The organism is Helicobacter labetoulli, from assembly GCF_003670275.1.
GTDB classification, from domain to species: Bacteria; Campylobacterota; Campylobacteria; order Campylobacterales; family Helicobacteraceae; genus Helicobacter_C; species Helicobacter_C labetoulli.
This window is the reverse complement of record NZ_QXJF01000008.1, coordinates 96408-118675: the sequence shown is the minus strand read 5'-3', so window position 1 is coordinate 118675 and position 22268 is coordinate 96408. Positions and strand designations below refer to the sequence as shown.

Sequence of the window (22268 nt, the reverse complement as noted above, 5' to 3'; positions counted from 1 at the left end):
AAAATTATATTAATTAGGAGTGTGCAAGGGGTTTTGGGGAGTGAAAAGGCAAAGGCAGATTCTCTAGGGCTGCTTTCTCATAGTTATTATAAATACCGCTTTTTACTCAAAGAGACAGATAGTTTTGAATCTGTGCTAAAGCCGGTGGGGCTTTTTAGTATCGGCTATAATGGCATTGGCGAGTATAGGGACAAACTACGCACAACAGGCATTTAATGCCTTTAATGTGGGCTTGGGTGCGGGGGTGGAATATGCTCTTGTAGGTAAGAATGCTTCTTATACTTTTTCACTTTTGGCAAAGCAAAATGTATATAGCTGGGCAAATCAAATCTTTGTAAGCTTGAGTAATGCCCAAAACTTTATCGGCTATGAGATTAATCCCACAGCTTTAACCTTTCAGCTTGGCTTTGTGGGGACAAAGCAGTTTGATAAAGGCTTTGCCGTTGCAATATGGGCTTACGGGTATGAGTGATATACAAGGCGGATTTGGTGGCAAGGGCGATATAAGGCTTGAGTATAAATTTTAGGGATTTTGGGGCATTGTGAAAATTAAAATATAGCGTTTGTAATATAGATATTTAAAAATGGCGTTTAAAATGCGGATTGAAAAAAGCTTAGATGAATAAAGGATAGGGAATGCAGAACTATCAGGTAAGAATCTACTTTGAAGATACGGATTGTGGGCAGATTGTCTATCATACAAACTATATAAAATATTGCGAGCGGGCAAGGAGTGAGCTATTTTTTTCTCAAGGGTTAAAGCCATTTGTGGGGGAAAGTGGCTTTGTGCTAAAGAGTTTGAAGGCGGATTTTTGCTCTAGTGCGAGGCTTGGGGATTTGCTAGAGGTAAGAAGTGAGCTAAAAGAGATGAAAAATGCCTCTGTGATAATGCAGCAAGATATTTATAGAATCTACAATGCGTTGGAACATAGGCAATGCGATGAGCTTGTGTTTAAGGGTGAGATTACACTTGCTTTTGTTGATGTGAAAAATGGGAAGATTACTAAGATTCCACAGCAAATGCGTGAAGTGCTTGTTTAAGCTTAAGGGGAGTAAGAATGAATCTTGATTTACAAAAGCCAAATATTACCTATCCGTGTAAGTGGGAGTATCGCATTATAGGGAAAGATGAGAAAAAGCTACGGGAGCTTATTTTTGAGATTATGCCGCGTGAATATGAGGTAAAGTTTGGCAAGAACTCCGCACAGGGGCATTATGTCAGCTTGTATGTGGAAGTAGAAGTGCTAAGTGAAAAAGAACGCAATGATATTTTTGCCACTTTGCAGCAAAGCCAAGAAGTCAAAATGGTGCTATAAGGGGATAGAGTGAGGTTTGGTAAGATTTCTTATTTGAATCTTTTGCCTTTTGATGTGTTTATTAAAAAATACCCCACGCCTTGTTATTTTAAGACTTTTTTGGGGCTTAGGAAGTCCTATCCTGCGAGATTGAATAAGGATTTTTTGAGAAAAAGAATTGATGCGGGGTTTATCTCATCTATTGCTGGGTATGAATCTATGCGTTTGGGTAGGGCAACAAATGCGGGGATTATCGCTAGAGGTGAGGTGTGGAGTGTCATAGCTATACATAAAGGGCAAAAAGATGACCATCAATCGGCTTCATCAAATGCCTTAGCCAAAGTGCTTGATGTGAGGGGGGAAATTCTCATTGGTGATAGGGCATTAGCCTATAAGCTAAGCCATAATGACAAAAGCTATACAGATTTAGGGCAGAAGTGGTGGGAAGCTCATCATTTGGGATTTAGCTTTGGGCGGTTGTGTTTTAATAAAAATGCGAAGTTTTACACGCAAATGGCTCAAAGCTTTATCAACAAACGCATAAAGATTCCACATTATATATTGCAACAAAGAGCAGCAGAATCTCACATCGCTTCAAGGGATATTTTGGCATATTTGGAGCATATTCATTATAAAATAGGCAAAAAAGAAAAACTTGCCCTTAGTCGCTTTTATGCTAAACTCCGCTTGAAAGGCATAAAAAAGCCAAGCCGATTTTAAAAAGCTTTGGTTATCACTTCTTGGTTATAATGTTAGGCTTTAATCAAAGTAAGATTTTAAGATTCCAAAGCAAAAGGGTAGGTGTGAAAAAAACTCTCATTATCGCACAAGGTGATATAGCAAAGATTTTTCTTGATAGTATTTTAGACAAATACTTTAGCAATGATTATTATATTGTCGTATCAAAAGATATGTGCTTTATCCCGGAGAAAATCCCAAGCTCATTTGAGTTTCATACTTTTGATTACACCTCTGCGTTTAGAATCTCGCAAATCTTCAATGAGGAGATTTATAATATTTTTCTTGTGCTTGATGATGAAAGGGAGATTATTGCTGCTTATGATTTATTGCGTGAGCTTAATAAAAAGGCAAGAATTGTTACTTCCCTTGCTTTAGAAAAACATACGCAGAAAATGAAAGATGATAAGAATTTGATTGTGCTTAATGAAAGGCAGATTATTGCTAATAAGTTTATTGAGCGTTTGCCAAATGTCCCGCTTATCCCGCGTAGCTTTGGTTTGGGGCAGGGCGAGATTATGGAAGTGGGCGTGCCTTCGGGTAGTATTTTTGCCTATCGGCATATTGGCTCAATTCAGCAGAAAAAGTGGCGGATAGTGGGCGTGTATAGACGCGGTGAGCTACTTTTAAGCTCACATTCTGTGGTGATTCAGCCAAATGATAGTTTGCTTATCGTGGGTGATCCAAAAATGCTTAATGATGTGTATATGCAGATTAAAAGCGATATTGGGCAGTTTCCTGCTCCATTTGGACGCGATATATTTTTGTATGTGGATATGTCTTTATCAAATGAGCATAGAATCTACAATGATGTGCAAAATGCACTTTTTTTAAATGAGAAGCTCAAAAATAATAAGCTTTTTATACATATTTTGAAGCCAAGTAATTTTGATTTGCTTGATAAAATCAAGGCGTTAGAATCTAAGAGCGTTGAGGTGAGGGTGGATTATACAAATGCGAATTTTAGGGAGAAAATCGCTAAAGATTCACAAAAACGCTTTGGGCTAGTTATTGTCAATCAAGATATTTTTGCTTCACGCAGAAACCGCAGGGCATTATTTGGACTTTCTATTCCGGTGATGAAAACAGGCTGGGAACATATAGATGAGTGCAAAAAAAGCTTTGTGGTGCTAAGTGAAAATATGGCAAACACGGAAAATGTTGCCTCTGTGGTGTTTGATATATCAAAGCAGCTAAATTTAGAAGTTGATGTGTATGATTATGACACAGATGGCTCATATCATAATGAGATTATGCAAAGCTACGAGGAGCTTTCTAGAATCTATGAACGCAAACTCAATACTATACAAACAGATTCTAAAAATCCTATCTCTTATATCCAAGATAGCTTTACGCCTTATTTATGCTTTGTGCCTTTTGAACGAAACATTGCAAAAACAAAGACCTTTGCCTTTACTTCAACTGATGTGCATAAAATCGCCTCTATGAATCATAAGAATCCTCAAATTTTTATCCCACTTCCACAAAAGCAAGGCTCATAATGACTACATTGCAGATACAAACGCCACATTCTACCTATCCTATCCACATAGGCAAACTGCCTAAGATTACTCACGCCCACAAGGTGCTAATAGTCTCAAATCCAAAAGTTGCAGGGTTGTATCTTCCTTTGGTATTAGAACGCCTTGAATCTAAAGAAGTGTATGTGTGTATTGTGCCTGATGGGGAGCAGTATAAAAATATGCAAAGTGTGGAATATATCCTTGAATGTGCGTTTTCTCATAGGCTTGATAGAAAGTCATTGATGATTGCACTAGGTGGGGGTGTCATAGGTGATATGGTGGGCTTTGTGAGTGGAATCTACCAAAGGGGTATTGACTTTATACAGATTCCTACGACTTTGCTTTCTCAAGTTGATGCTTCTGTGGGCGGGAAAACAGGCATTAATAATGAGTTTGGCAAGAATCTTATAGGGCTATTTCATCAGCCAAAGGCAGTGTATATTGATCCACATTTTTTACAGACTTTATCTTTAAGAGAGTTTAGGGCTGGAGTGGCAGAGATTATAAAAATGGCAGTGTGCTTTGATAGGGAGTTTTTTGCGTATTTGCAGAATCGCACTTTAAGCCTGCAAGATACTCAAAGTCTTGTGTATGCTATCACTCAAGCGGTGAGTATGAAAGCAAGGGTAGTGAGTAGCGATGAAAAAGAAAGGGGCATTAGAGCGGCGTTAAACTATGGGCATACTTTTGGACACGCGATTGAAAATCTTACGGATTATAAGCGATATTTACACGGCGAGGCGGTAAGCATTGGTATGTGTATGGCAAATATGCTCGCTTGTGAGTTAGGATTCTTGCAAGCTGATGAAGCAGAAGCGATAAAAACTTTGCTTGAGCAATATAATCTACCGACATTCTTTCAAGTGAGCGATACGCTAGGCTTTTATGAAAAGTTTTATCTGGATAAAAAGAGTGCGGATTCTAAGATAATGTTTATTTTGCCAAAGGGGCTTGGAGATGTAACATTGTGCGAAGATGTGCCAAGGCAAAAAGTGCTTAAGATTCTAGGTGAGTTTGAAAAATGAAAAAAGTCTTTGTGTTATTTGTGCTGTGGCTGTTGTGCTGTTGTGCGGTGCTACTAGCGGAGAAAACACCAAAGCAAGAGCAGGATTTTGGAATCACGCAATTACAAAAAGAGCTAGAAGCTATTGATACGAAGTTTGAAAGCAGTGAGAATGTGTGGCTAAAGCATTATGTGAGCTTGGAAAATTATAATGAGATTACAAATGAGATTACCACATTACAAAAAGAGCTAGAATCTCATTATACAAATCCTCCGCGTTCTTTAACGCATCGCCTTGAGACATTGCAAAGGCAGCAGGACTTACTCAAAGAATATGCTAAACACCCTTATGGCTCACTGCTAGAAGCCAAAAATATGGAAGAGATTCCACAAATTACAAATCCTTTTTTAATCCTATCGGGCTATTCTTTTATCAAACAAATTGATGAGCAGAAAAATGCCCTTATGGCTAATCAAGAGAGTTTAGAAGCCCTTTTGGAGCAGGTGAAAGAAAAATATAGAATCTTAAATCAACTTTCCTTTGTGGATAAATCTATTGAGGTGGCAAATAAGATTGTGCGGATTCAAACAATGCTAGAGGAGCTAGAGGGCGCACAAAGGATTCTAGCTACTTCTATGGATTTGTATAATCAAGAATCCCAAAGCACAATTTTAAAGCTTAAACATCAAATCAAAGCACAATTTTTAAAGACGATATATATTGGCATAGCCGTGCTGATTACGATACTTTTAGCTTTTTTATTAAAGCTCACTTTACGCAAATATATTCTTGATACCGATAGAATCTACACAGCAAGTAAGGTTATAAACTTTTTAAATATCACCATTATTGTGCTGATTTTGCTTTTTGCTTATATGGAGAATGTCAGCTATCTCGTGGCGATTGTGGGGTTTGCATCTGCGGGTTTAGCTATTGCTATGAAAGATTTGTTTATGAGTGTGCTGGGGTGGTTTGTGATTATCTTAGGTGGAAGCGTGCATGTGGGCGATAGGGTGCGTGTGTGTAAAGAGGGAAGCGTGTATGTGGGCGATGTGCTTGATATTTCAATGCTTAGAATTACTATTTTTGAAGATGTAACGCTTACAAGCTATATGGAAAATCGCCGTGCTGGACGCATTATCTTTATCCCAAATAATTATATTTTTACAACGATGTTTGCCAACTATACGCACGGAGGCTTAAAAACCGTGTGGGACGGGATAGACTTTAGTATCACTTTTGATAGCAATTACAAAAAAGCCCTTAAAATCGCCACGGATACAGGCAAAAAATACGCTAAAGGCTATACAGAAATGGTGCGACAACAGGTGCATCGTATGCGTGATAAGTATTCTTTGAGAAATCCAAACTTGGAAGTAAGAAGCTATTGTATGATTGAGCCAAATGGGCTTAGAATCTCTATGTGGTATCAAACAAATGCCTATGCGACTTTAGCGTTGCGTAGCACCATTTCAGGTGAGATAATGGAGCAGATATTAAAAGAAGATGATATACATATTGCTTACCCCACAAGCAAGGTTGTTACTTCGGCAAATGATGGCATTGGCAATAAGGATAAAAAGATTGATGAAGCAAATGTGGAGAATCTTGCCCTGCTTGGTGGGGCGGTGGCGGATTCTAAAGAGAATGTGTAGATTCTAAGCGGCAAATGTAGATTCTAGGGAGACATTAAAGGAGTGTTATGAGTGCATTAAAAAAAGTATATTTTAAAACCTTTGGCTGCCGCACAAATCTCTTTGATACGCAGGTGATGAAAAGTAATTTAGAGCAGTTTGAATGCGTGGAGTGCGAGAGTGAAGCGGATATTGTGATTGTAAATTCCTGCACGGTAACAAATGGGACAGATGCTGGTGTGCGTGGCTATTTGCATAAAATGCGAGATTTAAATAAAAAGGTATATTTTACAGGCTGTGGCGTTGGCACAAGGGGGCAGGAAGTATTCTCACGCAATCTTGCTTATGGGGTGTTTGCACATAGTTTTAAGGAAAATATTGATGAGTTGCTTCAAAGCAAGGAGCGATTTTTTCATAAAGAAGATAGCCCAGAGCATATTGATAGCACGATTGTAACCGAGTTTGCAGGGAAGTCAAGGGCGTTTTTAAAGATTCAAGAGGGTTGTGATTTCGCGTGTAGTTATTGCATTATCCCTAGTGTGCGAGGTAAGGCAAGGTCGTATCCAAAAGAGAAGATTCTAAGACAAATCCGTTCTTTAGCTGAATCTGGCATTGGCGAAGTGGTGCTAACAGGCACAAATGTAGGGAGCTATGGCAAGGATTTGGGCTATAATTTATCGTGCCTTATAAGAGAGATTTATGCTTTGGGGGTTTTGAAGCGTTTGCGTATAGGCAGCCTTGAGCCAAGTCAAATTGATGGTGAGTTTAAAGAGGTGCTAGAGTTACCTGTTATGGAGAAGCATTTGCATATCGCTTTGCAGCATACAAGTGATGCAATGTTAAAGATTATGAATAGGCATAATCGTGTGGAGAGTGATTTGGAGCTTTTTAATTACTTTGCTAAGAAGGGCTTTTGTTTGGGAAGTGATTTTATCGTAGGACACCCCGGAGAGAGCGAATCTGTGTGGGAAGAGGCGTTAAATAATTTTAAACGCTTTCCGCTCACACATCTACACCCTTTTGTATATAGCAAACGCGATGGCACGAAATCTAGCGAGATGAAAAATGACATTAAAGGCAATGTGAGTAAGCAAAGACTGCATACGCTTAAAGACATCGTGGCACAGAATAATTTTGAATTTAGAAAAGCTCACAAGATTCCACTGAATGTGCTATGTGAAAGCAGAATAGAATCTTCTCAAGGCTTTGTCTATACAGGATTAGATGAATTTTTTAATCGTATGAGATTTGAGAGTGAAAAAGATAATATTGAAGGACAATGGCTCACTTTTAAAGACTATGATGTAGTAATGGAGCAGAATAATGGCAAAATCTAAAAGTTTGATTATAGGCATTGTGGGGTTTGTGCTTGTTGTGGTTTTGGGCTTGGTGCTTATATTAAAAGATAATGTAGAGCTAGTGAGTGCTAAAGAAGCAGAGCATTTGCTTGTAAAGCAAGGCGTGAGTGATATTATCTATGATAGTCAATACATTTATTTTACACTTGAAAATAAGCAATACAAAGCCTATGGGCAGGGCTTAGATTCTAAAATATGGGCGTTAGATAAGCCTGTGATTGTGAAAAATCAGTATTTTTTTAGTGAGATTCTAGGTGGGTTTGGCATCGTGATTGTGCTGATTTTGGGCTTGGCTGTGCTTTTACAAGCATTGCGATTATTATTTAAAAAGCCAAAAGTTCCCCAACAAAAAAAAGCAGAGTTTTTGCGTGAGAATGAATCACCCCTAGAAACGCATATATCTCAAGGTGTGCAGACATATACACCCTTAGATTCTGGGGTTAGATTTAAAGATGTTGCTGGGATTAGCGAGGTTAAAGAGGAGCTGCTAGAGATCATTGATTATCTTAAAAAGCCTAAATTTTATCAGGATTTGGGCATAGCTTTACCTAAAGGGGTGCTGCTTGTAGGACCACCGGGCGTGGGTAAAACAATGATTGCAAAAGCCGTAGCTGGGGAAGCAAGTGTGCCATTTTTTTATCAAAGTGGTTCTAGCTTTGTGCAGATTTATGCAGGAATGGGTGCAAAACGGGTAAGAGAGCTTTTTATGAAAGCAAAGGCAAATGCACCAAGTATTGTTTTTATTGATGAGATTGACGCGGTGGGCAAGGCAAGGGGCAATACAAGAAGCGATGAGCGTGAAGCGACACTCAATCAGCTTTTAACGGAAATGGATGGATTTGAAGATTCTAGTGGCGTGATTGTGATTGCTGCGACAAATAAGATTGAAGTGCTTGATGAGGCATTATTAAGAAGTGGGCGATTTGATAGACGCATTTATGTGGAGCTGCCAAATCTGGAGGAGAGAAAGCATATTTTAGAGCTATATTTGCGTGGTAAGTCGCACAATGTAGATATTCATCACATTGCGCGTTTGTGCGTAGGTTTTAGTGGTGCAGCCTTAGCAGCATTAGTCAATGAGAGTGCATTAAATGCGTTACGACATAAAAGAAAAGAGATTACACAAGAGGATATTTTAGCCACAAAAGATAAGGTGCTTGTAGGGAAGAAAAAGGCTTTGAGCTTGAGTGAGCAAGAAAAGGAGATTCTAGCGATTTATCAAGGGGCAAAGGCACTCAGTGCGTATTGGCTAGAGATTGATTTTGATAAGATTGGGCTTGTGGGAGAAAGCTTTAAGCAGACAGATAAGGAATTGATTAGCAAACAAGAGCTTATGGGGAAGATTAAAGTCGCAATGTCTGGGAATATCGCTACAAAGCTCATTTATCAGCAAAGTTTTAGCAATGCTAAAGATGATCTTGCTAAGGCAAAGGAGATTGCTACGCAGATGTGCGTAGAATATGGTATGGCGGAGCGACTTTTGGGCGATGTGAGTGATGTGGCGTATATTTTAGATACTGCCCAAAAGGAGATGCAAGAGTTTCTTACAAATGCCAAGCCGCTGCTTGAAAAAGTGGCAAAGGAGCTTTTGGCAAAGGAGCGTTTGAGCAAAGAGGAAATTAAAGCCATTTATGAAGAGAGTTTGTGAGAGCGGTAATCATAGTGTTAGAATCATAGGTGAGATTCTAGCTAGGCAAGGGCTTAACCATTATGTGATTATAGGCTATGGAGAATGTGGGCTAGATACGCGTATAGATTCAACACAAAATGCGTTGGATAGAGCATTAGAGCGTTTAGAAAAGTGCAAGGCGTATGGGACTTTGATACAGGAGCGGATACAAACTAAAGAGATTCTAAGGGTGCAAAATCTTGTGCTTTTTGCCCCGCCATTATGTGTGTATCCACTGCTTAGGCGGATTAGCGATGTGTTTAGTAATGTGGATATAGATATGTATATGGGGAGTGAAAGCAGTATAGAAACTATGGAGCTTTTTGCCACTTGTGGTGTTGTGAGATATTATAAAGATTGTAAATTTGATGAATCTGTGAGATTTTCACTTAGCCTTGTGAAAAAATAATGCGTGATAAGCAGAATCTGCAAGGGCATAAGGAAAAAATTTAACAAAGGGATAAAATTAAAGCAATAAGCAAGCAGGGCATAAGTGTGATTTGCAAAAAGACGCGTTTGACTGACAAATTGAAACCTAGGCTTGTCCATACTAGAGCCACCCACATCATAAAAAGTCATATTTTTAAAAAACAAATACCACACAATAAATAACGCAAAAGAGCCAAGCAATGAGCCAATAAAAGGCACGAGATAGAATAGAAGTGAAAAAAGGGCTAAAAAAGCAGAAAGCAAAAAATTTTTTATAAATACACCTAATGAGCTAAGTAATGAGCCAAACCCTGCTTTTGGTATATGTGGATAGCTCTTTTGTCGTACATATTCTACGATAAAGGGTGTGTAAAAAACGGAGAAAAGCATATTGGTAAGCAAAATGGCGATAAGAAAAAAGATTCCAAACAGAGTATAAAGGGCAAAGGATATGCTAAAGCGGACTATACTTCCTAGAATCCCTTGTGTATTAAGCCAATCTGGCACAAAAGCTAAAAGCATTTGTGAAAGATAGGTGTAAATCTCATTGCCAAAAATATAAAGCACACCGCCCCAAAGCATAATGCCAAAGAGTGCTGGGAAAAGGGTGAGTGTTAGAATCTTAGCGGAAAAAAAGTCATTGAGACTTTTGCCCAAGAGTGTAAATAGAGAAGATGATGAAGTTTGCATAACTAAGCTTTATTATGCTTATTGCTTAATGCCAAGCAAAGTTTCTATCATACGATCAATAGTTGTGATGACTTTAGCGTTTGCCGCATAACCACCTTGAAACTTGATGAGATTGACCATCTCTTCATCAAGGCTTACCTGTGAGATAGCTAAATGCTCCTTTTTCACAGCTGATAAAACAGAATCTTTTGTCTCTTTTGTGCGTTGAGCCGCTTCTGTTTGGTTTGCCACGCGTCCAGCTAGGAACTGAAAATATTCCGGGATTCTCATTTGCTTTTTTTCATACTTATTGACATAAAAATCCACATCATCATATTGAAGTTGTTGCATCATATTTGCCACATCAAAGTTTCCATTTACAGGGGTAAGCCAAGGGCGTATGAGTGTAGCGTCTTTAACATATTCTTGATTTAAGGCAATATCGTGTGCATCTTGTCCATCAAAGAATTTGTTTAGCCCAAATGCTCCTGTAAAATTACTCCCATTATCTTGAATCGCCACATACAAGCCTTGTGAAGGGTTTTTTGATAGGATATTAAACTCCTTTGTGCCATTATCATAATACGCACGAAAATAGTCATCAACATCATTTAGGGCATTATTATCTTTGTTGTCATCGGTGTTTTCATTAATGGCTTTGACTACATCGTGCATTGTGGTGATTCTATCAATTGTGATGGTTTTGCGTGCAATCTCTTCACCTTGTGTGCTATATACGACAACATCAAAACTTCCCTCTTTGATGTTATAGTTACTATCCACAAGGGCATTTAAGCTCCATACATCAAGTTTATCACTGCGAATTTGTGTCGCCGCACTTTGTGAATAAATGCTATTTGTCGCTTCAATAAAGCCTTTTGCGAAAATATCAAGGTGATTGATATAATCTTGAATCTTACCTACTCTTGTGCCATCTGCCCCTGAATTATATAGGCTAATGAGTGAGCCGGCTTTGCCTTGCACGATTTTATCTGTGATTTCAACGGTTTTAAAGTCATCACCTTGAAAATACACGCGGTTTAAATTGAGGTGGTTATCATCTTTTTTCAACACAATGGGGTGATACATCGCTCCATCAACAATATTAAATCCAAAGCCGATATTAAGCACATACTCATCATCAAAATCCGCAAGTTTGGGGTGTATGGAGGCATTAGAATCTAGATGATTTTTAAAGACATTTGCTCCAACAAGCGTTTGGAGATTGTATTCTAGCTCATCGCGTCTATCGCGTAATTCATTGGCTTGTTTAAGCTCTCTTTGGTCTTCCATTTCTTTGAGTTTGCCATTAATGTGGGCAATTTCTTTGGCGATACGATTGACTTCATTGATTGTTACTTCAAGCTCTTCACTTGCCTTTTGCTGCAATCGCACAAGGCGTGAGCGAGTATCTTTAATATTTGTGCTAAGCACTTGAGAATTTTTGGCTAGGACTTGCTTTTGTGCTGGGTCTGTGGAGTTTTTAGCCAAATCTTTCCACGAGTTAAAATACTCCTCCAAATCATTGTAGATTCCCACACCATCAACTTCTGGAAAAAAGGCTGAAGCCTCACGCAATGTCGTAAAATGTGTATCATAATATTGTGCTTCTTCTGCGGCTTTGCGGTAGCGGTTAAACACAAATTCATCGTGGATTCTCTGAATCGTCTCTACACTCACACCTCTTCCAAGATTGTAATCTTGAAAATACAAAGGTTTTTCTGGGCGGACAAGCACGCGTTGGCGACTATAAAATTCATCACTTGCATTTGAGATATTATTGCCCGTTACATCAACCATAAGCTGATGAGCTTGTAAGCCTGTGTAGGAGGTGTTAAGAGAGGAGAGAATGCCGCCCATAGTCTAGCCTATGCCTGAATCTTAAGAATATGGCTTTGTGGGCGGTTGTGTCCATAGCCATTGTTTTCGTGAGGGATAACCCTTTGAATAAGGGAATTGTAAAATTCTGCCACAGCAAACACACTGCGTGCATAGTTGGCATTAAGCACTTTGAGTTCTTCAAGTTTCGCACGCATTGTATCAAGCAAAATACTTACTTCCTCGCTTAAAAGGTCTTGAAGTGATTTATGGGGGTTTTTCTCACAAAGTAGAAGCATTTCTTGCTGTAAGAGTGATTTTTTATTTTCAAATTCTTTCACAAGAGAATCTTTTTGCTCAACTCTAGCAAAAATTGCCTCGTGATTTGCCACTTGAATATCAGCGTTATCAAGCTGCGTGAGTTCTATGAGTGCTTCCAAATCTGCAATTGCACCATTGATATAAGTGTGTAGCATAGCCCATCCTTAAAACTCCATTGCCTTACTCACTTTAAAAAGCAGGTAAGCCACAATGGAAGAGTTTTTAAAGATTAAGCAAATTTGATGCCATTTTTTCGGAAGTTTGTTGCAAATCAATCTTGTATTCGCCATTTTTGATTTGCTCTTTAATTTGTTCAGCACGAGAAAATTGCACTTGCTCTTTTTCTTTCACTTCATTGTTTTCGTTTTGCTTTGAAAGTATGTCCCTATTAAGAGCTGTTGTTGCTTTTATGCTTGTATTGATACCATTTACCATAAGACACCCCTTTTTGATGTGATTAATGCCAAATCGGCTAATATGTAAAAAACTTTAGCTATTTTACATATCCTTGCATTTCTTGCTTAAAGTCTTTGAGTGTAGTTACACCCTTAGAGCTTCCATCAGAGCTAAATAAGGGCTTGTTAGCATCAACACGATATGTCCAAATCCCAAGAAGCAACATCACATATAAAAATGCAACAAAGCTAATAGTGGGAAATAGCCAATTTTTCAAGCCTATGTTCATATTCTGCTCCTTAAAAAATACTCTGTGCCACAAAGACAGCAAAAAGAATGCCAAAAACACAAAATCGTATTCTAGCATTTTTTATTAAAATTTTTATACTAGAATCTAGCATTTTAAAAAGAGCAACAATATTATCTAGATTATCTAAGGCATTCTATGGTGAGAAAAATAATTGTAATGGTAAGTTTGTGGGGTAGCCTAAGCTTTGGGGCAACTGCACATAGTCAAATTTGGGAAAGCGGATATACATTTTTTGCTTTTTTTCAAAAATATAATATCCCAACAAGTGTGTATTATAATCTCCCGCCCAAAGACAGAGAGCTTACCAGCGAAGTATATGCAGGTGTTACCTACTACACACTTTTAGATGATAATGAGGAACTATTACAGGCACTTATCCCTATTGGTGATGGTATGCAGATTCACATTTTTAAGCGAGATGGGGAGTTTAGGCTTGATTTTACACCTATGATCTATTTTGAGCAAGAGCAGATGGTTAGCCTCTCTATTCAAAAATCCCCCTACCAAGATTTGCTTGAGATGACACACGATAATGGGCTTGTAAGTGAGTTTTTAAACGCATATAAAAATAGTGTAAATTTTCGCTCTATTCTCAAAGATGATAGATTAGCAGTGATTTATGAACGCAAATATCGTTTGGGTAAGCCACTTAAAAATGCAAATATCAAAGCTGCGGTTGTGGAGATAAATAAAAAGCCTCATTACATCTTTAGATTCAACAATGGACGCTATTATAATAAAGAGGGTAAAGAGATTCAAGGCTTCTTACTACAAACGCCTGTAGCAGGAGCAAGGATTAGCTCAAGATTTTCACTTGGTAGAAAGCACCCCATTTTAGGCACCGTGCGTCCGCACTATGCTGTGGATTATGCCGCACCAAAAGGCACGCCTATTGTGGCAGCCGCTGATGGGGTTGTGATTTTTGCTGGTAAAAGAGGTGGGTATGGGAATCTTATTGAGATTCGCCACGAGAATAACCTCAAAACACTTTATGCACATATGAATTCTTTTGCTGCGGGTATGAAAAGTGGCAAAAAAGTCAAGCGTGGGCAGCTCATAGGACGCGTTGGTTCAACGGGTTTAAGCACGGGACCACATTTACATTTTGGGCTATATCGCAATAATGTGCCTATTAACCCACTCTCAAGTGTGAAAGCTGTAAGCAAAGAGCTACAAGGCAAGGAAAAAGAGAAGTTTATCGCTGTAAGTGAGCATTTTATACCTCTTTTACAGGAGGCATTGGAAGATGGAAATAATAGCATTATTGCAAATGAAGGTTTTAATTTAGATTCTAATAAAGAGGCTGAAGATTCTGAGGATTCTATACGGGAGACAACAGAGCTTGAATCTACGCAGCAGAATATACCCATAGATTCACAAGGAAAATAACCAAATGAAGTCTATTATCACAGATATAAGCTTTTGTGAATGTGTGGATTCAGCGTATGTAAAGCCTCGCCGTATGCTCTATATGGAGAATGGAGTAAAACGCAGTTGGGATTTTATCCATAGTTTGGATTCTGTGTCTGTTTTACTTTACCACACACAAAAGCAAAGTTTGCTTTTTGTGAGGCAATTTCGTCCGCCCGTATTTGTGCGGCATTTTGGTGAAGCATATTTAGAATCTAGCCAAGCAGATTCAAAGTTTGGACAAAATGAGGTAGGTTACACCTATGAGCTATGTGCGGGACTTGTGGATAAAGAGGGTAAGAGTGTAGAGCAAATTGCTAAAGAAGAAGCGCAAGAAGAGTGTGGATATAAGGTAAAGTCATTGGAGTATATCACTTCTTTTTCCACAGCGGTGGGACATAGTGGAGCAAAGCAAAGCCTTTTTTATGCTGAGATTGATGAAAGCGATAGGATTGGCACAGGTGGGGGAGTTGATGGAGAGGTGATTGAATCTGTGTTTGTTGGGCTAGATTGTTTAGAGCAGTTTTTGTATGATGAAAGCAAGATTAAAACGCCCGGTTTAGCCTTTGGTGTGATGTGGTTTTTAAGCAATAAAAAAGAGATAGTATAAAGGAGAATCTTATGTTGTGGCGGTTGTGGTTTGGCATTGTGTGTATGGTGAGCGTGGGCTTTGCTCTAAATCTTGAGCCTGTATCAAAAGACATTGCTGAAGTTAATGGCAAAATGCTTACCTTTAAGGCAGATGGGCTAAAAGTGGGGCAGAGTGGGGTAGTTTTAGCACAAAATGGGGATTATAATGTCATCATTGCAAGTGCGGTTATTGAGCGTATTAATGATGGTTATGCGTATGCGAGATTTGCTCCTTTTACAAACATCGCACAAAAATATCTCCCCACACCACAAGCTACACCGACAAAAGATGATAGGGTGATCTTTGGCGGATTTTATAATAAAGCCATTGTTATTGCTCCAGATCAAGAGAGCTATACTAAGATTCTCTCTATGAATCCAACGCATTTTGCACATATTGATTTGTTTGCGGCATTTTTAGCAAAAGATGGTATCAATGATCCAAAGCCAAAGCATTTGCGTCAATTTTGCAATGCTTATAGTATAGGGCTTGTGTATATTTTAGCAACAAATGGGCTTAATGTGCTTGATTGTCAAAGTTTTGCTTTGCTTGAAGTGCAGCCTTTTAATAAGCCACAGCTAGAAAAGACACACGCTCCATTTTTCTCACGCATTGCTAATATTGATACCGGTTCGCTTGCAAGTAAAATGCGTTCAAAAAAATCGCGTCAATATTTTAGCTATTATGATGAGCTTTTAAGCCCAAGTATTCAAGCTTTTAATGCCACAAATAAGGAGTAATTAATGCTACATAAGCGACATATTCAAGCAATCAAGCAAATGGTAGGAGAAGAGAATTGCTATGATGATAAGGCACATTTGGTGGCGTATTGTTATGATGCGACAAGGGAGCGTTACGAGCCTGATGCTGTGGTGTTTCCTAGAAACGAGCAAGATGTCAGTGCGGTTTTAGCCTATTGCAATGATCAAAGCATACCTGTCATTCCTAGAGGTGCGGGGAGTGGCTTTACCGGTGGGGCATTGCCGGTCAAGGGCGGAATAATCTTAGCATTAGAGCGACATTTTAATAAAATCCTAGAAATTGATGAAAAAAATCTTATCGCTAGAGTGCAGCCCGGTGTAGTCAATAAGGCATTTCAAGAAGCTGTGGAAGCACGAGGCTTATTCTATCCACCAGATCCTGCAAGTCAGGAATACAGCACACTTGGAGGCAATGTCAGTGAAAATGCCGGTGGTATGCGAGCGGCAAAATATGGAATCACAAAGGACTATGTAATGGCGTTGCGTGCGGTTTTGCCTAATGGCGATGTGATTCGTGCGGGAAAAAAGACGATAAAAGATGTAGCAGGATTCAATGTCGCTGGAATCTTAATCGCAAGTGAAGGCACACTCGCTGTCATTACGGAGATTACGCTTAAGCTCATTGCCAAGCCAAAGCTCACGCGCTCGGCTATGGGCGTGTTTGCTGATATAGAATCGGCGATGAATGCAGTGTATAAGAGTATGGCAAGTGGTATTACGCCTGTGGCGATGGAATTTTTGGATAATTTGAGTATTTGTGCGGTTGAGGAGCGGTTTCATAAAGGGCTGCCAACTCAAGCAGGGGCTATTCTCATCACGCAAGTTGATGGAGATTTGCAAGAGCAGTTAGACTTTCAGCTTGGGGTGCTAGAGGAGTGTTTTAAGGCAAATGGTTGTGTGGAGTTTAAAATCGCCAAAGATGATAATGAAGCGGCTGATTTGTGGTTTGCAAGACGCAATGTCAGTCAAAGTATCACAATCTATGGCAAAAAGAAGCTTAATGAAGACATCACCGTGCCTCGTTCAGCCCTGCCAGAGCTGCTTAGACGCATTGGTGAGTTGAATAAGGAATATGGCTTTAAGATTCCTTGTTTTGGGCATACGGGCGATGGCAATGTGCATGTGAATGTAATGGTGAGCGATCCAAATGATGCTGAGTCTATGCAAAGGGGCTATGCGTGTATAGAGGAGATTTTTAAAATTGCCATTGAGCTTGAAGGCACTCTTAGTGGGGAACACGGCATAGGCTTGTCAAAAGCACCTTTTATGCGTTTGGCTTTTAGTGAAGCGGAGATGAATTTGTTTGCAAATATCAAAAAAGCATTTGACCCAAATAATATTCTTAATCCGGGCAAAATGGGCTTAGATATGAAGTAATGGCTAGAACACATAAGAATAGCTTAGATTCACACTTGCTGCCGTGAATCCAAAGCCGCTTCTGTTTTGCGACTCAAGGCTTTGATAAAATACAGGCAGTCGGGGGAGTCTTAAGCCAAGTTCAACTTTGTGCTGTTGTGTAAAAGTCGTTGAAACGCCTACATTTGTAATAAATGCCAAGCCAAAATAGTCATATTTGTTTTGAAGGAAGTTAAGAAAACTTGCATTATTCCAAGTGCTGATAGTATAGCCTAGCCCAAATCCACCAAATATGCCTAGTGAAAAAGATTCTGTATTGAATACATTAAGCATTAAATCCATATTGCCGGTTAAGTGTTGAAAATGGATAAATAATTTATCGTTGTTGATGTGCCAAGTGCGACCAGAATTGAAATCATATTGCAAATATGTCCTAACACCAACGCGTGGAGAAAACCAATACTGATATCCGCCTTTTACGCCAAGTGCGGTTGAGTAGGTTGTCTCTTTCATTAGCACACTATCCCACGATGTGTCATTACCAGCTGTATCAAAAAATACGCCTGTTATAAAGCCAAGTCCTCCTGTAGCCCCAAGAAATAAGCCACTTTTTTCTTGTGCAAGTATGTTTGAAGCCAATGATAAACTTAAAAGAATTATGACAAAAACTTTTTTCATTGATATTCTAACTCCCCAGCGAAATTAAGGCTAGATTCTATTTGAAAAAAATCTAATTCTTTGACAAAAAAAACGGAGATTTACAAAAATTAATCACAAAAAGTAACAAAATTTAGTATGTTTTGCTTTCATAAACAAGCACAGATTCTGAATCTTCGTAAAATGCCTTTGGAAAAAGATATTTGCCTTGAAATGCAGGGAAGTCAATCTCCTTATATTGTGCGTTTAAAGTGATATGTGGTGAAAGAATAGATTCTAAAAGTGTTGTGCAGTATAACGCATTAGAATCTGTGCTTAATATAAACTCTCTATCAAGCCACAACGGAGCTTCAAGGAGTATTTTTTCTCGTATTTGTTTGCTTAAGACATAGCGTTTGATAGCAATACTTTGAGCTTTGGAAAGAAACTCATCAAATGAGCTAAGAATAACGCGGTTAGGCTTTTTTGGATTATCATCGGCACTTGCGTGGAGAATAATAATGGGCTGTGTGGAGATGACTAAGCCAATATGCGTATAGCGATGATGGCTTAGTTTTTCTATGACAAAGCTCTCCATACCCACGCCTTTGCGTAAAATAATATCGCCTATCTCAAGTTTTGGGATATTATTAAGCAGTCTTTGGGAAAGTGTGAATGGGGGATTGATACGCGGATAGAATAAATAAATGAAATAGAGGCAAAGGCACAAGCTACCAATGCCCCCTAAAAGTAGGAATTTAGAGTTTAACTTTCCACTCATCTTTATCTTTGATAAGTCTCACACGCTCTGAATCTTCATTGCCATTGCCAAAATTTACACGCAAATTAATTGTTGCTGTATTTTCCTTAATCTCTTCAGATACCACCTCTACACTTTTTAGCCCACCTGCATCTTCTGCTTTTTGTGCAGCCTGCCCAGCAGCTGCCTTGAGTTTGCCCTCTGCCATTTCTTTAACACCAGCTGTATTTTCATCTTTTTCGGACAAATAGACATATTTGAGCAAGTTTTCACCCTCGCCCTTATATACATTTTTAATAAACGCCACCGCGACATCTTTAGGATCGCTGCTTCCACAAGCGACAAATAGAAGTGCTACCGCACCAAAAGCTAAAGCCATCACCAATTTTTTGAGTGTATTCATCGTAAAGCTCCTTGCTAAAATGAGAATTAAGCTTTGCATTCTAATTAAAATTGCTAAATTTAAGCTAAATTTGACTTGATTTATACGCTAAAAGTCCAATGATATTAAGCAATATGGCTAATATCATTAAGCCTACAAGGGCATAGGTGAAGTGATGAAACATATCATAGATTCTGACTATTGCCACAGGTGAGAGTGAAGCTAAAAGATAGCCCACGCCTTGAGCCATTGCGGAAAGTTTAGTGGCGGTTTGCACATTTGAGCTTTTGATTGAAATAAAAAGTAGGGCAATGCCAAACACACCGCCTATGGGGATTCCAATGATGATTGAGATAAAGATAACAACCCACATTTGCTGTGAGTAAAGTAAAAGAGCATAGCTCACCACATATAGCCCACAAGTAAATCCCATAAGCAAAACTCTGCGTTTATTTGGGAGTGAGCCTAGCAAGAGTGGAATAAAAAAAGCCGCAGGAATAATGACACAATGGGAGAGAATCATCATCTGCGAGGCAAAGCTCTGTGAGTAGCCAAAAGAAATAAGAAAGCTAGGATACCACGCAAAAAAACCATAAGAGATGGTGCTTGTTAAGCCCATAAAAATGGTAATTTTCCACGCATTGATATTGCTAAAAAGTGAGCCTTTAGAATCTGTTTTAAGCTTTGGGCGTGAGATTCTGCGATTTTTCATTTGTGGGATATAACTCACTAGAGCAATGAAAGCTAAAATTGCCCAGATTCCAAGTGCGATTGGCACGGGTAAAAACATCATAAGGGGCAAAATAAGGGCAATGCCAAGTGCAGCAGAGAGATTAAGCACAAGGCTATAAATCCCCATAATTTTTGGAATATTGCGTGGAAATTTTGCTTTTACAAGGCTAGGAAGCAAGACATTTGCAACGGCAATACCGCCTCCCATAATTGCCGTGCCAATAAAAAGCTCCGCACTCTCCCCCACACATCGTAAAATTTCGCCTACAAAAATACACATAAGCCCTATAAACAAAGCCCTTGTGGGTTGAAAATATGACACAAAAAATGAAACAATCCCAAAAGCTAAAAGTGGCAAAGAAGTCAATAAGCCAGTCAATGCCGCACTTAAATGATAATATTCTTTAACACTATCAACAACAGGTCCTATGGCAGTAATTGGTGTGCGGAGGTTGAGGCTGATTAGAATAATTGGCAAAAGATTGACAAAAAAGATTTTTTGACGCACATTCATTAAAAGATTTGCTCCATATAGATTTAGATTCTAGTTTTATGCTTGGTTTATGTTTGCGAGATGTTGTGCGTGGCATTGTATAAAATAAGTATAAATCCTTGAAAAACTCTCAAAGTTTAGAAAATTTTATTGCATTATTAAGCAAAATTGGTATGATTTAGCTTTTTCTTACACATTTTTCAAGCAAATATTATGGAAGGGATAAGTTATGAAAACGATGACAGGTGCGAAAATGGTGATTGAAGCCTTGCACTTAGAAGGTGTGAAGGTTGTTTTTGGTTATCCGGGTGGAGCAGTTTTACACATCTATGATGAGATTTATAAACAAAATTATTTTTCCCACATTCTCGCACGGCACGAGCAGGGTGCAATTCACGCTGCTGATGGCTATGCAAGGGCAAGTGGTGATGTAGGTGTGGCTGTTATCACTTCAGGTCCGGGCTTTACAAATGCAGTTACAGGTATTGCCACAGCTTACACAGATTCTATTCCCATTGTTGTGATTAGTGGGCAAGTGTCCATCACACAAATTGGCACAGATGCGTTTCAAGAGATTGATGCGGTGGGGATTTCTCGCCCTTGCACGAAGCATAATTTTTTGGTAAGGAATTTAGCAGAATTGCCTAGAATCTTAAAGGAAGCTTTTTATATCGCACGGAGTGGGCGACCCGGACCGGTGCTTGTAGATATTCCAAAAGATATTACAGGCACACAGGGTGAGTTTTCTTATCCAGATTCTATTGCATTGCAGAGCTATAAGCCCACGCTAAAAGGGAATCCTCGCCAAATTAAAAAACTTTGTGAAGCCATCAATCAAGCTTCAAAGCCTTTGTTTTACATTGGCGGAGGAGCTATTCTCTCAAGTGCAGGTGAAGTGATTAGAGACTTGGTGCATTGCACGGGTATCCCTTGCACGGAGACGCTTTTGGGACGCGGGGTGCTACGATATGATGATGATAATTTGCTAGGAATGCTAGGAATGCACGGGAGCTACGCGGCAAATATGGCAGTGAGCGAGTGTGATTTGCTTGTGTGCTTGGGAGCTAGATTTGATGATAGGGTAACGGGTAAATTAAGTGCATTTGCCACACAGGCAAAAATCGCCCATATTGATGTAGATCCTAGCTCTATTGGTAAGGTTGTAGGCGTGGATTATCCCATTGTTGGGGATTTAAAGAGTGTTGTGAGTGATATGCTAAGTGAGCTAAGTGGCTATGAGAGTGCTAAGATTCTAGAGTGGAAAGAGCATTTGCGAGAGTATGCAAGGCAGCATCCGCTAAGTTTTGAAGATAGCCTTGATTGTATTAAGCCGCAATGGGTGATTCAAAGGCTAGGTGAGATTCTAGGAGAGAGTGCGATTATCACCACAGATGTGGGGCAGCATCAAATGTGGGCGGCACAATTTTACCCCTTTAGCTTTCCGCGTCAGTTTTTAAGTAGTGGTGGGCTTGGAACGATGGGCTATGGGCTACCTGCGGCTATGGGGGCAAAACTCGCGCGTGAAGATAAGACACTTATTAATATCACTGGTGATGGTTCAATTCTAATGAATATCCAAGAGCTGATGACTTGCGTGGCATATGGGATTCCGCTTGTGAGTGTGATTTTGAATAATAATTATTTGGGTATGGTGCGGCAGTGGCAGAGTTTTTTTTATGAGCATAGATTTTCGCATACAGATTTGACTTTGCAGCCCGATTTTATAAAGCTTATAGAATCTTTTGGTGGTGTGGGCTTTAGAGTGGAGAAAAAAAGTGAGTTTGATTTAGCCTTGCAAAAAGCCTTAGATTCTAAAAAAGTAGCGTTTATTGAAGTGATTGTAGATAGGTATGAAGATGTGCTGCCTATGGTGCCAAGCGGTGGGGCGATTTATGAGATGATACTCCCAAATACGCAAAAGAATCCAAAACAAGACTAAAGGC

At 39.2% G+C, this 22268-nt stretch carries 25 protein-coding genes; 16 read left to right on the top strand and 9 right to left on the bottom strand.

What is annotated here, in order from left to right; genetic code table 11:
* Positions 1-21 precede the first annotated feature (21 nt).
* From EBF12_RS05505 to EBF12_RS05455, 11 genes are all read left to right on the top strand, one after another.
* Positions 22-216 (top strand): hypothetical protein, encoded by a 195-nt coding sequence (locus tag EBF12_RS05505; protein ID WP_121726767.1) that lies wholly within the window; start codon positions 22-24, stop codon positions 214-216.
* Positions 170-472 (top strand): hypothetical protein, encoded by a 303-nt coding sequence (locus tag EBF12_RS05500; protein WP_157979058.1) that lies wholly within the window; start codon positions 170-172, stop codon positions 470-472. Before EBF12_RS05505 ends, EBF12_RS05500 begins: the two co-directional genes overlap by 47 nt.
* Before the next feature lie 164 nt (positions 473-636).
* The gene (locus EBF12_RS05495) at positions 637-1041 is read left to right on the top strand and encodes an acyl-CoA thioesterase (protein WP_121726765.1); all 405 of its coding nucleotides are present in this window, start codon (positions 637-639) and stop codon (positions 1039-1041) included.
* Between the two features lie 17 nt (positions 1042-1058).
* Entirely contained in the window at positions 1059-1316 is a 258-nt protein-coding gene (locus tag EBF12_RS05490) for an HP0495 family protein (RefSeq protein ID WP_121726764.1), read from the top strand.
* Positions 1317-1325: 9 nt separating this feature from the next.
* Positions 1326-2015 (top strand): MqnA/MqnD/SBP family protein, encoded by a 690-nt coding sequence (locus EBF12_RS05485; protein ID WP_121726763.1) that lies wholly within the window; start codon positions 1326-1328, stop codon positions 2013-2015.
* Between the two features lie 83 nt (positions 2016-2098).
* On the top strand, positions 2099-3535 hold the full coding sequence (locus tag EBF12_RS05480) for a COG3400 family protein (RefSeq protein ID WP_121726778.1): 1437 nt from the start codon (positions 2099-2101) through the stop codon (positions 3533-3535).
* Positions 3535-4581, top strand: a complete 1047-nt coding sequence (gene aroB, locus EBF12_RS05475; RefSeq protein ID WP_121726762.1) for a 3-dehydroquinate synthase — start codon at positions 3535-3537, stop codon at positions 4579-4581. The genes EBF12_RS05480 and aroB overlap by 1 nt, the downstream gene beginning before the upstream one ends.
* Positions 4578-6215: a mechanosensitive ion channel domain-containing protein gene (locus EBF12_RS05470; protein ID WP_121726761.1), complete on the top strand. Its 1638-nt coding sequence runs from the start codon at positions 4578-4580 to the stop codon at positions 6213-6215. The genes aroB and EBF12_RS05470 overlap by 4 nt, the downstream gene beginning before the upstream one ends.
* A gap of 47 nt (positions 6216-6262) precedes the next feature.
* The gene (gene mtaB, locus EBF12_RS05465) at positions 6263-7531 is read left to right on the top strand and encodes a tRNA (N(6)-L-threonylcarbamoyladenosine(37)-C(2))-methylthiotransferase MtaB (RefSeq protein WP_121726760.1); all 1269 of its coding nucleotides are present in this window, start codon (positions 6263-6265) and stop codon (positions 7529-7531) included.
* Entirely contained in the window at positions 7518-9200 is a 1683-nt protein-coding gene (locus EBF12_RS05460; protein ID WP_121726759.1) for an AAA family ATPase, read from the top strand. The genes mtaB and EBF12_RS05460 overlap by 14 nt, the downstream gene beginning before the upstream one ends.
* Positions 9184-9630, top strand: a complete 447-nt coding sequence (locus EBF12_RS05455) for a hypothetical protein (RefSeq protein WP_121726758.1) — start codon at positions 9184-9186, stop codon at positions 9628-9630. Before EBF12_RS05460 ends, EBF12_RS05455 begins: the two co-directional genes overlap by 17 nt.
* Here EBF12_RS05455 and EBF12_RS05450 read toward each other — a convergent pair.
* The 5 genes from EBF12_RS05450 to EBF12_RS05430 all read right to left on the bottom strand — a co-directional run bounded on the left by EBF12_RS05450 (position 9570) and on the right by EBF12_RS05430 (position 13143).
* Positions 9570-10340: an EI24 domain-containing protein gene (locus tag EBF12_RS05450; protein WP_121726757.1), complete on the bottom strand. Its 771-nt coding sequence runs from the start codon at positions 10338-10340 to the stop codon at positions 9570-9572. The two genes, EBF12_RS05455 and EBF12_RS05450, sit on opposite strands and share 61 nt — an antisense overlap.
* Before the next feature lie 18 nt (positions 10341-10358).
* Positions 10359-12179, bottom strand: coding sequence for a flagellar hook-associated protein FlgK (gene flgK, locus EBF12_RS05445; protein ID WP_121726756.1), 1821 nt, complete (start codon positions 12177-12179; stop codon positions 10359-10361).
* An 8-nt stretch (positions 12180-12187) separates the two neighbouring features.
* Positions 12188-12613, bottom strand: coding sequence for a hypothetical protein (locus tag EBF12_RS05440; protein ID WP_121726755.1), 426 nt, complete (start codon positions 12611-12613; stop codon positions 12188-12190).
* Between the two features lie 67 nt (positions 12614-12680).
* Positions 12681-12893, bottom strand: a complete 213-nt coding sequence (locus tag EBF12_RS05435) for a flagellar biosynthesis anti-sigma factor FlgM (RefSeq protein ID WP_121726754.1) — start codon at positions 12891-12893, stop codon at positions 12681-12683.
* Between the two features lie 58 nt (positions 12894-12951).
* The gene (locus EBF12_RS05430) at positions 12952-13143 is read right to left on the bottom strand and encodes a hypothetical protein (RefSeq protein WP_121726753.1); all 192 of its coding nucleotides are present in this window, start codon (positions 13141-13143) and stop codon (positions 12952-12954) included.
* A gap of 156 nt (positions 13144-13299) precedes the next feature.
* Between EBF12_RS05430 and EBF12_RS05425 the strand changes: the two genes are divergently transcribed.
* From EBF12_RS05425 to EBF12_RS05410, 4 genes are read left to right on the top strand one after another with little or no spacing between them, the layout of a single operon-like run.
* Positions 13300-14553 carry a peptidoglycan DD-metalloendopeptidase family protein gene (locus EBF12_RS05425; RefSeq protein ID WP_121726752.1) on the top strand — a complete coding sequence of 418 codons (1254 nt, stop codon included), beginning with the start codon at positions 13300-13302 and terminating at the stop codon, positions 14551-14553.
* A gap of 4 nt (positions 14554-14557) precedes the next feature.
* Positions 14558-15184, top strand: a complete 627-nt coding sequence (locus EBF12_RS05420) for an NUDIX hydrolase (protein WP_121726751.1) — start codon at positions 14558-14560, stop codon at positions 15182-15184.
* A gap of 11 nt (positions 15185-15195) precedes the next feature.
* Positions 15196-15945, top strand: a complete 750-nt coding sequence (locus EBF12_RS05415; protein WP_121726750.1) for a plasminogen-binding N-terminal domain-containing protein — start codon at positions 15196-15198, stop codon at positions 15943-15945.
* Between the two features lie 3 nt (positions 15946-15948).
* On the top strand, positions 15949-17343 hold the full coding sequence (locus EBF12_RS05410) for an FAD-linked oxidase C-terminal domain-containing protein (protein WP_121726749.1): 1395 nt from the start codon (positions 15949-15951) through the stop codon (positions 17341-17343).
* Between the two features lie 3 nt (positions 17344-17346).
* On the opposite strand, the gene EBF12_RS05405 is transcribed toward EBF12_RS05410, so the two are convergent.
* From EBF12_RS05405 to EBF12_RS05390, 4 genes are all read right to left on the bottom strand, one after another.
* On the bottom strand, positions 17347-18000 hold the full coding sequence (locus EBF12_RS05405; protein WP_121726748.1) for an outer membrane beta-barrel protein: 654 nt from the start codon (positions 17998-18000) through the stop codon (positions 17347-17349).
* 112 nt (positions 18001-18112) lie between these two features.
* Positions 18113-18739, bottom strand: coding sequence for a YiiX/YebB-like N1pC/P60 family cysteine hydrolase (locus EBF12_RS05400; protein WP_121726747.1), 627 nt, complete (start codon positions 18737-18739; stop codon positions 18113-18115).
* Positions 18717-19121, bottom strand: a complete 405-nt coding sequence (locus tag EBF12_RS05395; RefSeq protein WP_157979057.1) for a DUF4878 domain-containing protein — start codon at positions 19119-19121, stop codon at positions 18717-18719. The genes EBF12_RS05400 and EBF12_RS05395 overlap by 23 nt, the downstream gene beginning before the upstream one ends.
* A gap of 64 nt (positions 19122-19185) precedes the next feature.
* Positions 19186-20346, bottom strand: coding sequence for an MFS transporter (locus tag EBF12_RS05390; protein WP_121726745.1), 1161 nt, complete (start codon positions 20344-20346; stop codon positions 19186-19188).
* A gap of 208 nt (positions 20347-20554) precedes the next feature.
* Between EBF12_RS05390 and EBF12_RS05385 the strand changes: the two genes are divergently transcribed.
* Entirely contained in the window at positions 20555-22264 is a 1710-nt protein-coding gene (locus EBF12_RS05385) for an acetolactate synthase large subunit (protein ID WP_121726744.1), read from the top strand.
* Positions 22265-22268: the final 4 nt, after the last annotated feature.

Excerpts from the sequence above, each read along its gene's own strand:
- flgK (WP_121726756.1), bottom strand. The coding sequence starts at position 12,179 with ATGGGCGGCATTCTCTCCTCTCTTAACACCTCCTACACAGGCTTACAA.
- EBF12_RS05415 (WP_121726750.1), top strand. The coding sequence starts at position 15,196 with ATGTTGTGGCGGTTGTGGTTTGGCATTGTGTGTATGGTGAGCGTGGGC.
- EBF12_RS05435 (WP_121726754.1), bottom strand. The coding sequence starts at position 12,893 with ATGGTAAATGGTATCAATACAAGCATAAAAGCAACAACAGCTCTTAAT.
- EBF12_RS05425 (WP_121726752.1), top strand. The coding sequence starts at position 13,300 with ATGGTGAGAAAAATAATTGTAATGGTAAGTTTGTGGGGTAGCCTAAGC.
- EBF12_RS05490 (WP_121726764.1), top strand. The coding sequence starts at position 1,059 with ATGAATCTTGATTTACAAAAGCCAAATATTACCTATCCGTGTAAGTGG.
- EBF12_RS05440 (WP_121726755.1), bottom strand. The coding sequence starts at position 12,613 with ATGCTACACACTTATATCAATGGTGCAATTGCAGATTTGGAAGCACTC.
- aroB (WP_121726762.1), top strand. The coding sequence starts at position 3,535 with ATGACTACATTGCAGATACAAACGCCACATTCTACCTATCCTATCCAC.
- EBF12_RS05390 (WP_121726745.1), bottom strand. The coding sequence starts at position 20,346 with ATGAATGTGCGTCAAAAAATCTTTTTTGTCAATCTTTTGCCAATTATT.
- mtaB (WP_121726760.1), top strand. The coding sequence starts at position 6,263 with ATGAGTGCATTAAAAAAAGTATATTTTAAAACCTTTGGCTGCCGCACA.
- EBF12_RS05470 (WP_121726761.1), top strand. The coding sequence starts at position 4,578 with ATGAAAAAAGTCTTTGTGTTATTTGTGCTGTGGCTGTTGTGCTGTTGT.
- EBF12_RS05500 (WP_157979058.1), top strand. The coding sequence starts at position 170 with ATGGCATTGGCGAGTATAGGGACAAACTACGCACAACAGGCATTTAAT.
- EBF12_RS05430 (WP_121726753.1), bottom strand. The coding sequence starts at position 13,143 with ATGAACATAGGCTTGAAAAATTGGCTATTTCCCACTATTAGCTTTGTT.
- EBF12_RS05385 (WP_121726744.1), top strand. The coding sequence starts at position 20,555 with ATGAAAACGATGACAGGTGCGAAAATGGTGATTGAAGCCTTGCACTTA.
- EBF12_RS05450 (WP_121726757.1), bottom strand. The coding sequence starts at position 10,340 with ATGCAAACTTCATCATCTTCTCTATTTACACTCTTGGGCAAAAGTCTC.
- EBF12_RS05410 (WP_121726749.1), top strand. The coding sequence starts at position 15,949 with ATGCTACATAAGCGACATATTCAAGCAATCAAGCAAATGGTAGGAGAA.
- EBF12_RS05405 (WP_121726748.1), bottom strand. The coding sequence starts at position 18,000 with ATGAAAAAAGTTTTTGTCATAATTCTTTTAAGTTTATCATTGGCTTCA.
- EBF12_RS05420 (WP_121726751.1), top strand. The coding sequence starts at position 14,558 with ATGAAGTCTATTATCACAGATATAAGCTTTTGTGAATGTGTGGATTCA.
- EBF12_RS05395 (WP_157979057.1), bottom strand. The coding sequence starts at position 19,121 with ATGAATACACTCAAAAAATTGGTGATGGCTTTAGCTTTTGGTGCGGTA.
- EBF12_RS05400 (WP_121726747.1), bottom strand. The coding sequence starts at position 18,739 with ATGAGTGGAAAGTTAAACTCTAAATTCCTACTTTTAGGGGGCATTGGT.
- EBF12_RS05460 (WP_121726759.1), top strand. The coding sequence starts at position 7,518 with ATGGCAAAATCTAAAAGTTTGATTATAGGCATTGTGGGGTTTGTGCTT.
- EBF12_RS05455 (WP_121726758.1), top strand. The coding sequence starts at position 9,184 with ATGAAGAGAGTTTGTGAGAGCGGTAATCATAGTGTTAGAATCATAGGT.
- EBF12_RS05495 (WP_121726765.1), top strand. The coding sequence starts at position 637 with ATGCAGAACTATCAGGTAAGAATCTACTTTGAAGATACGGATTGTGGG.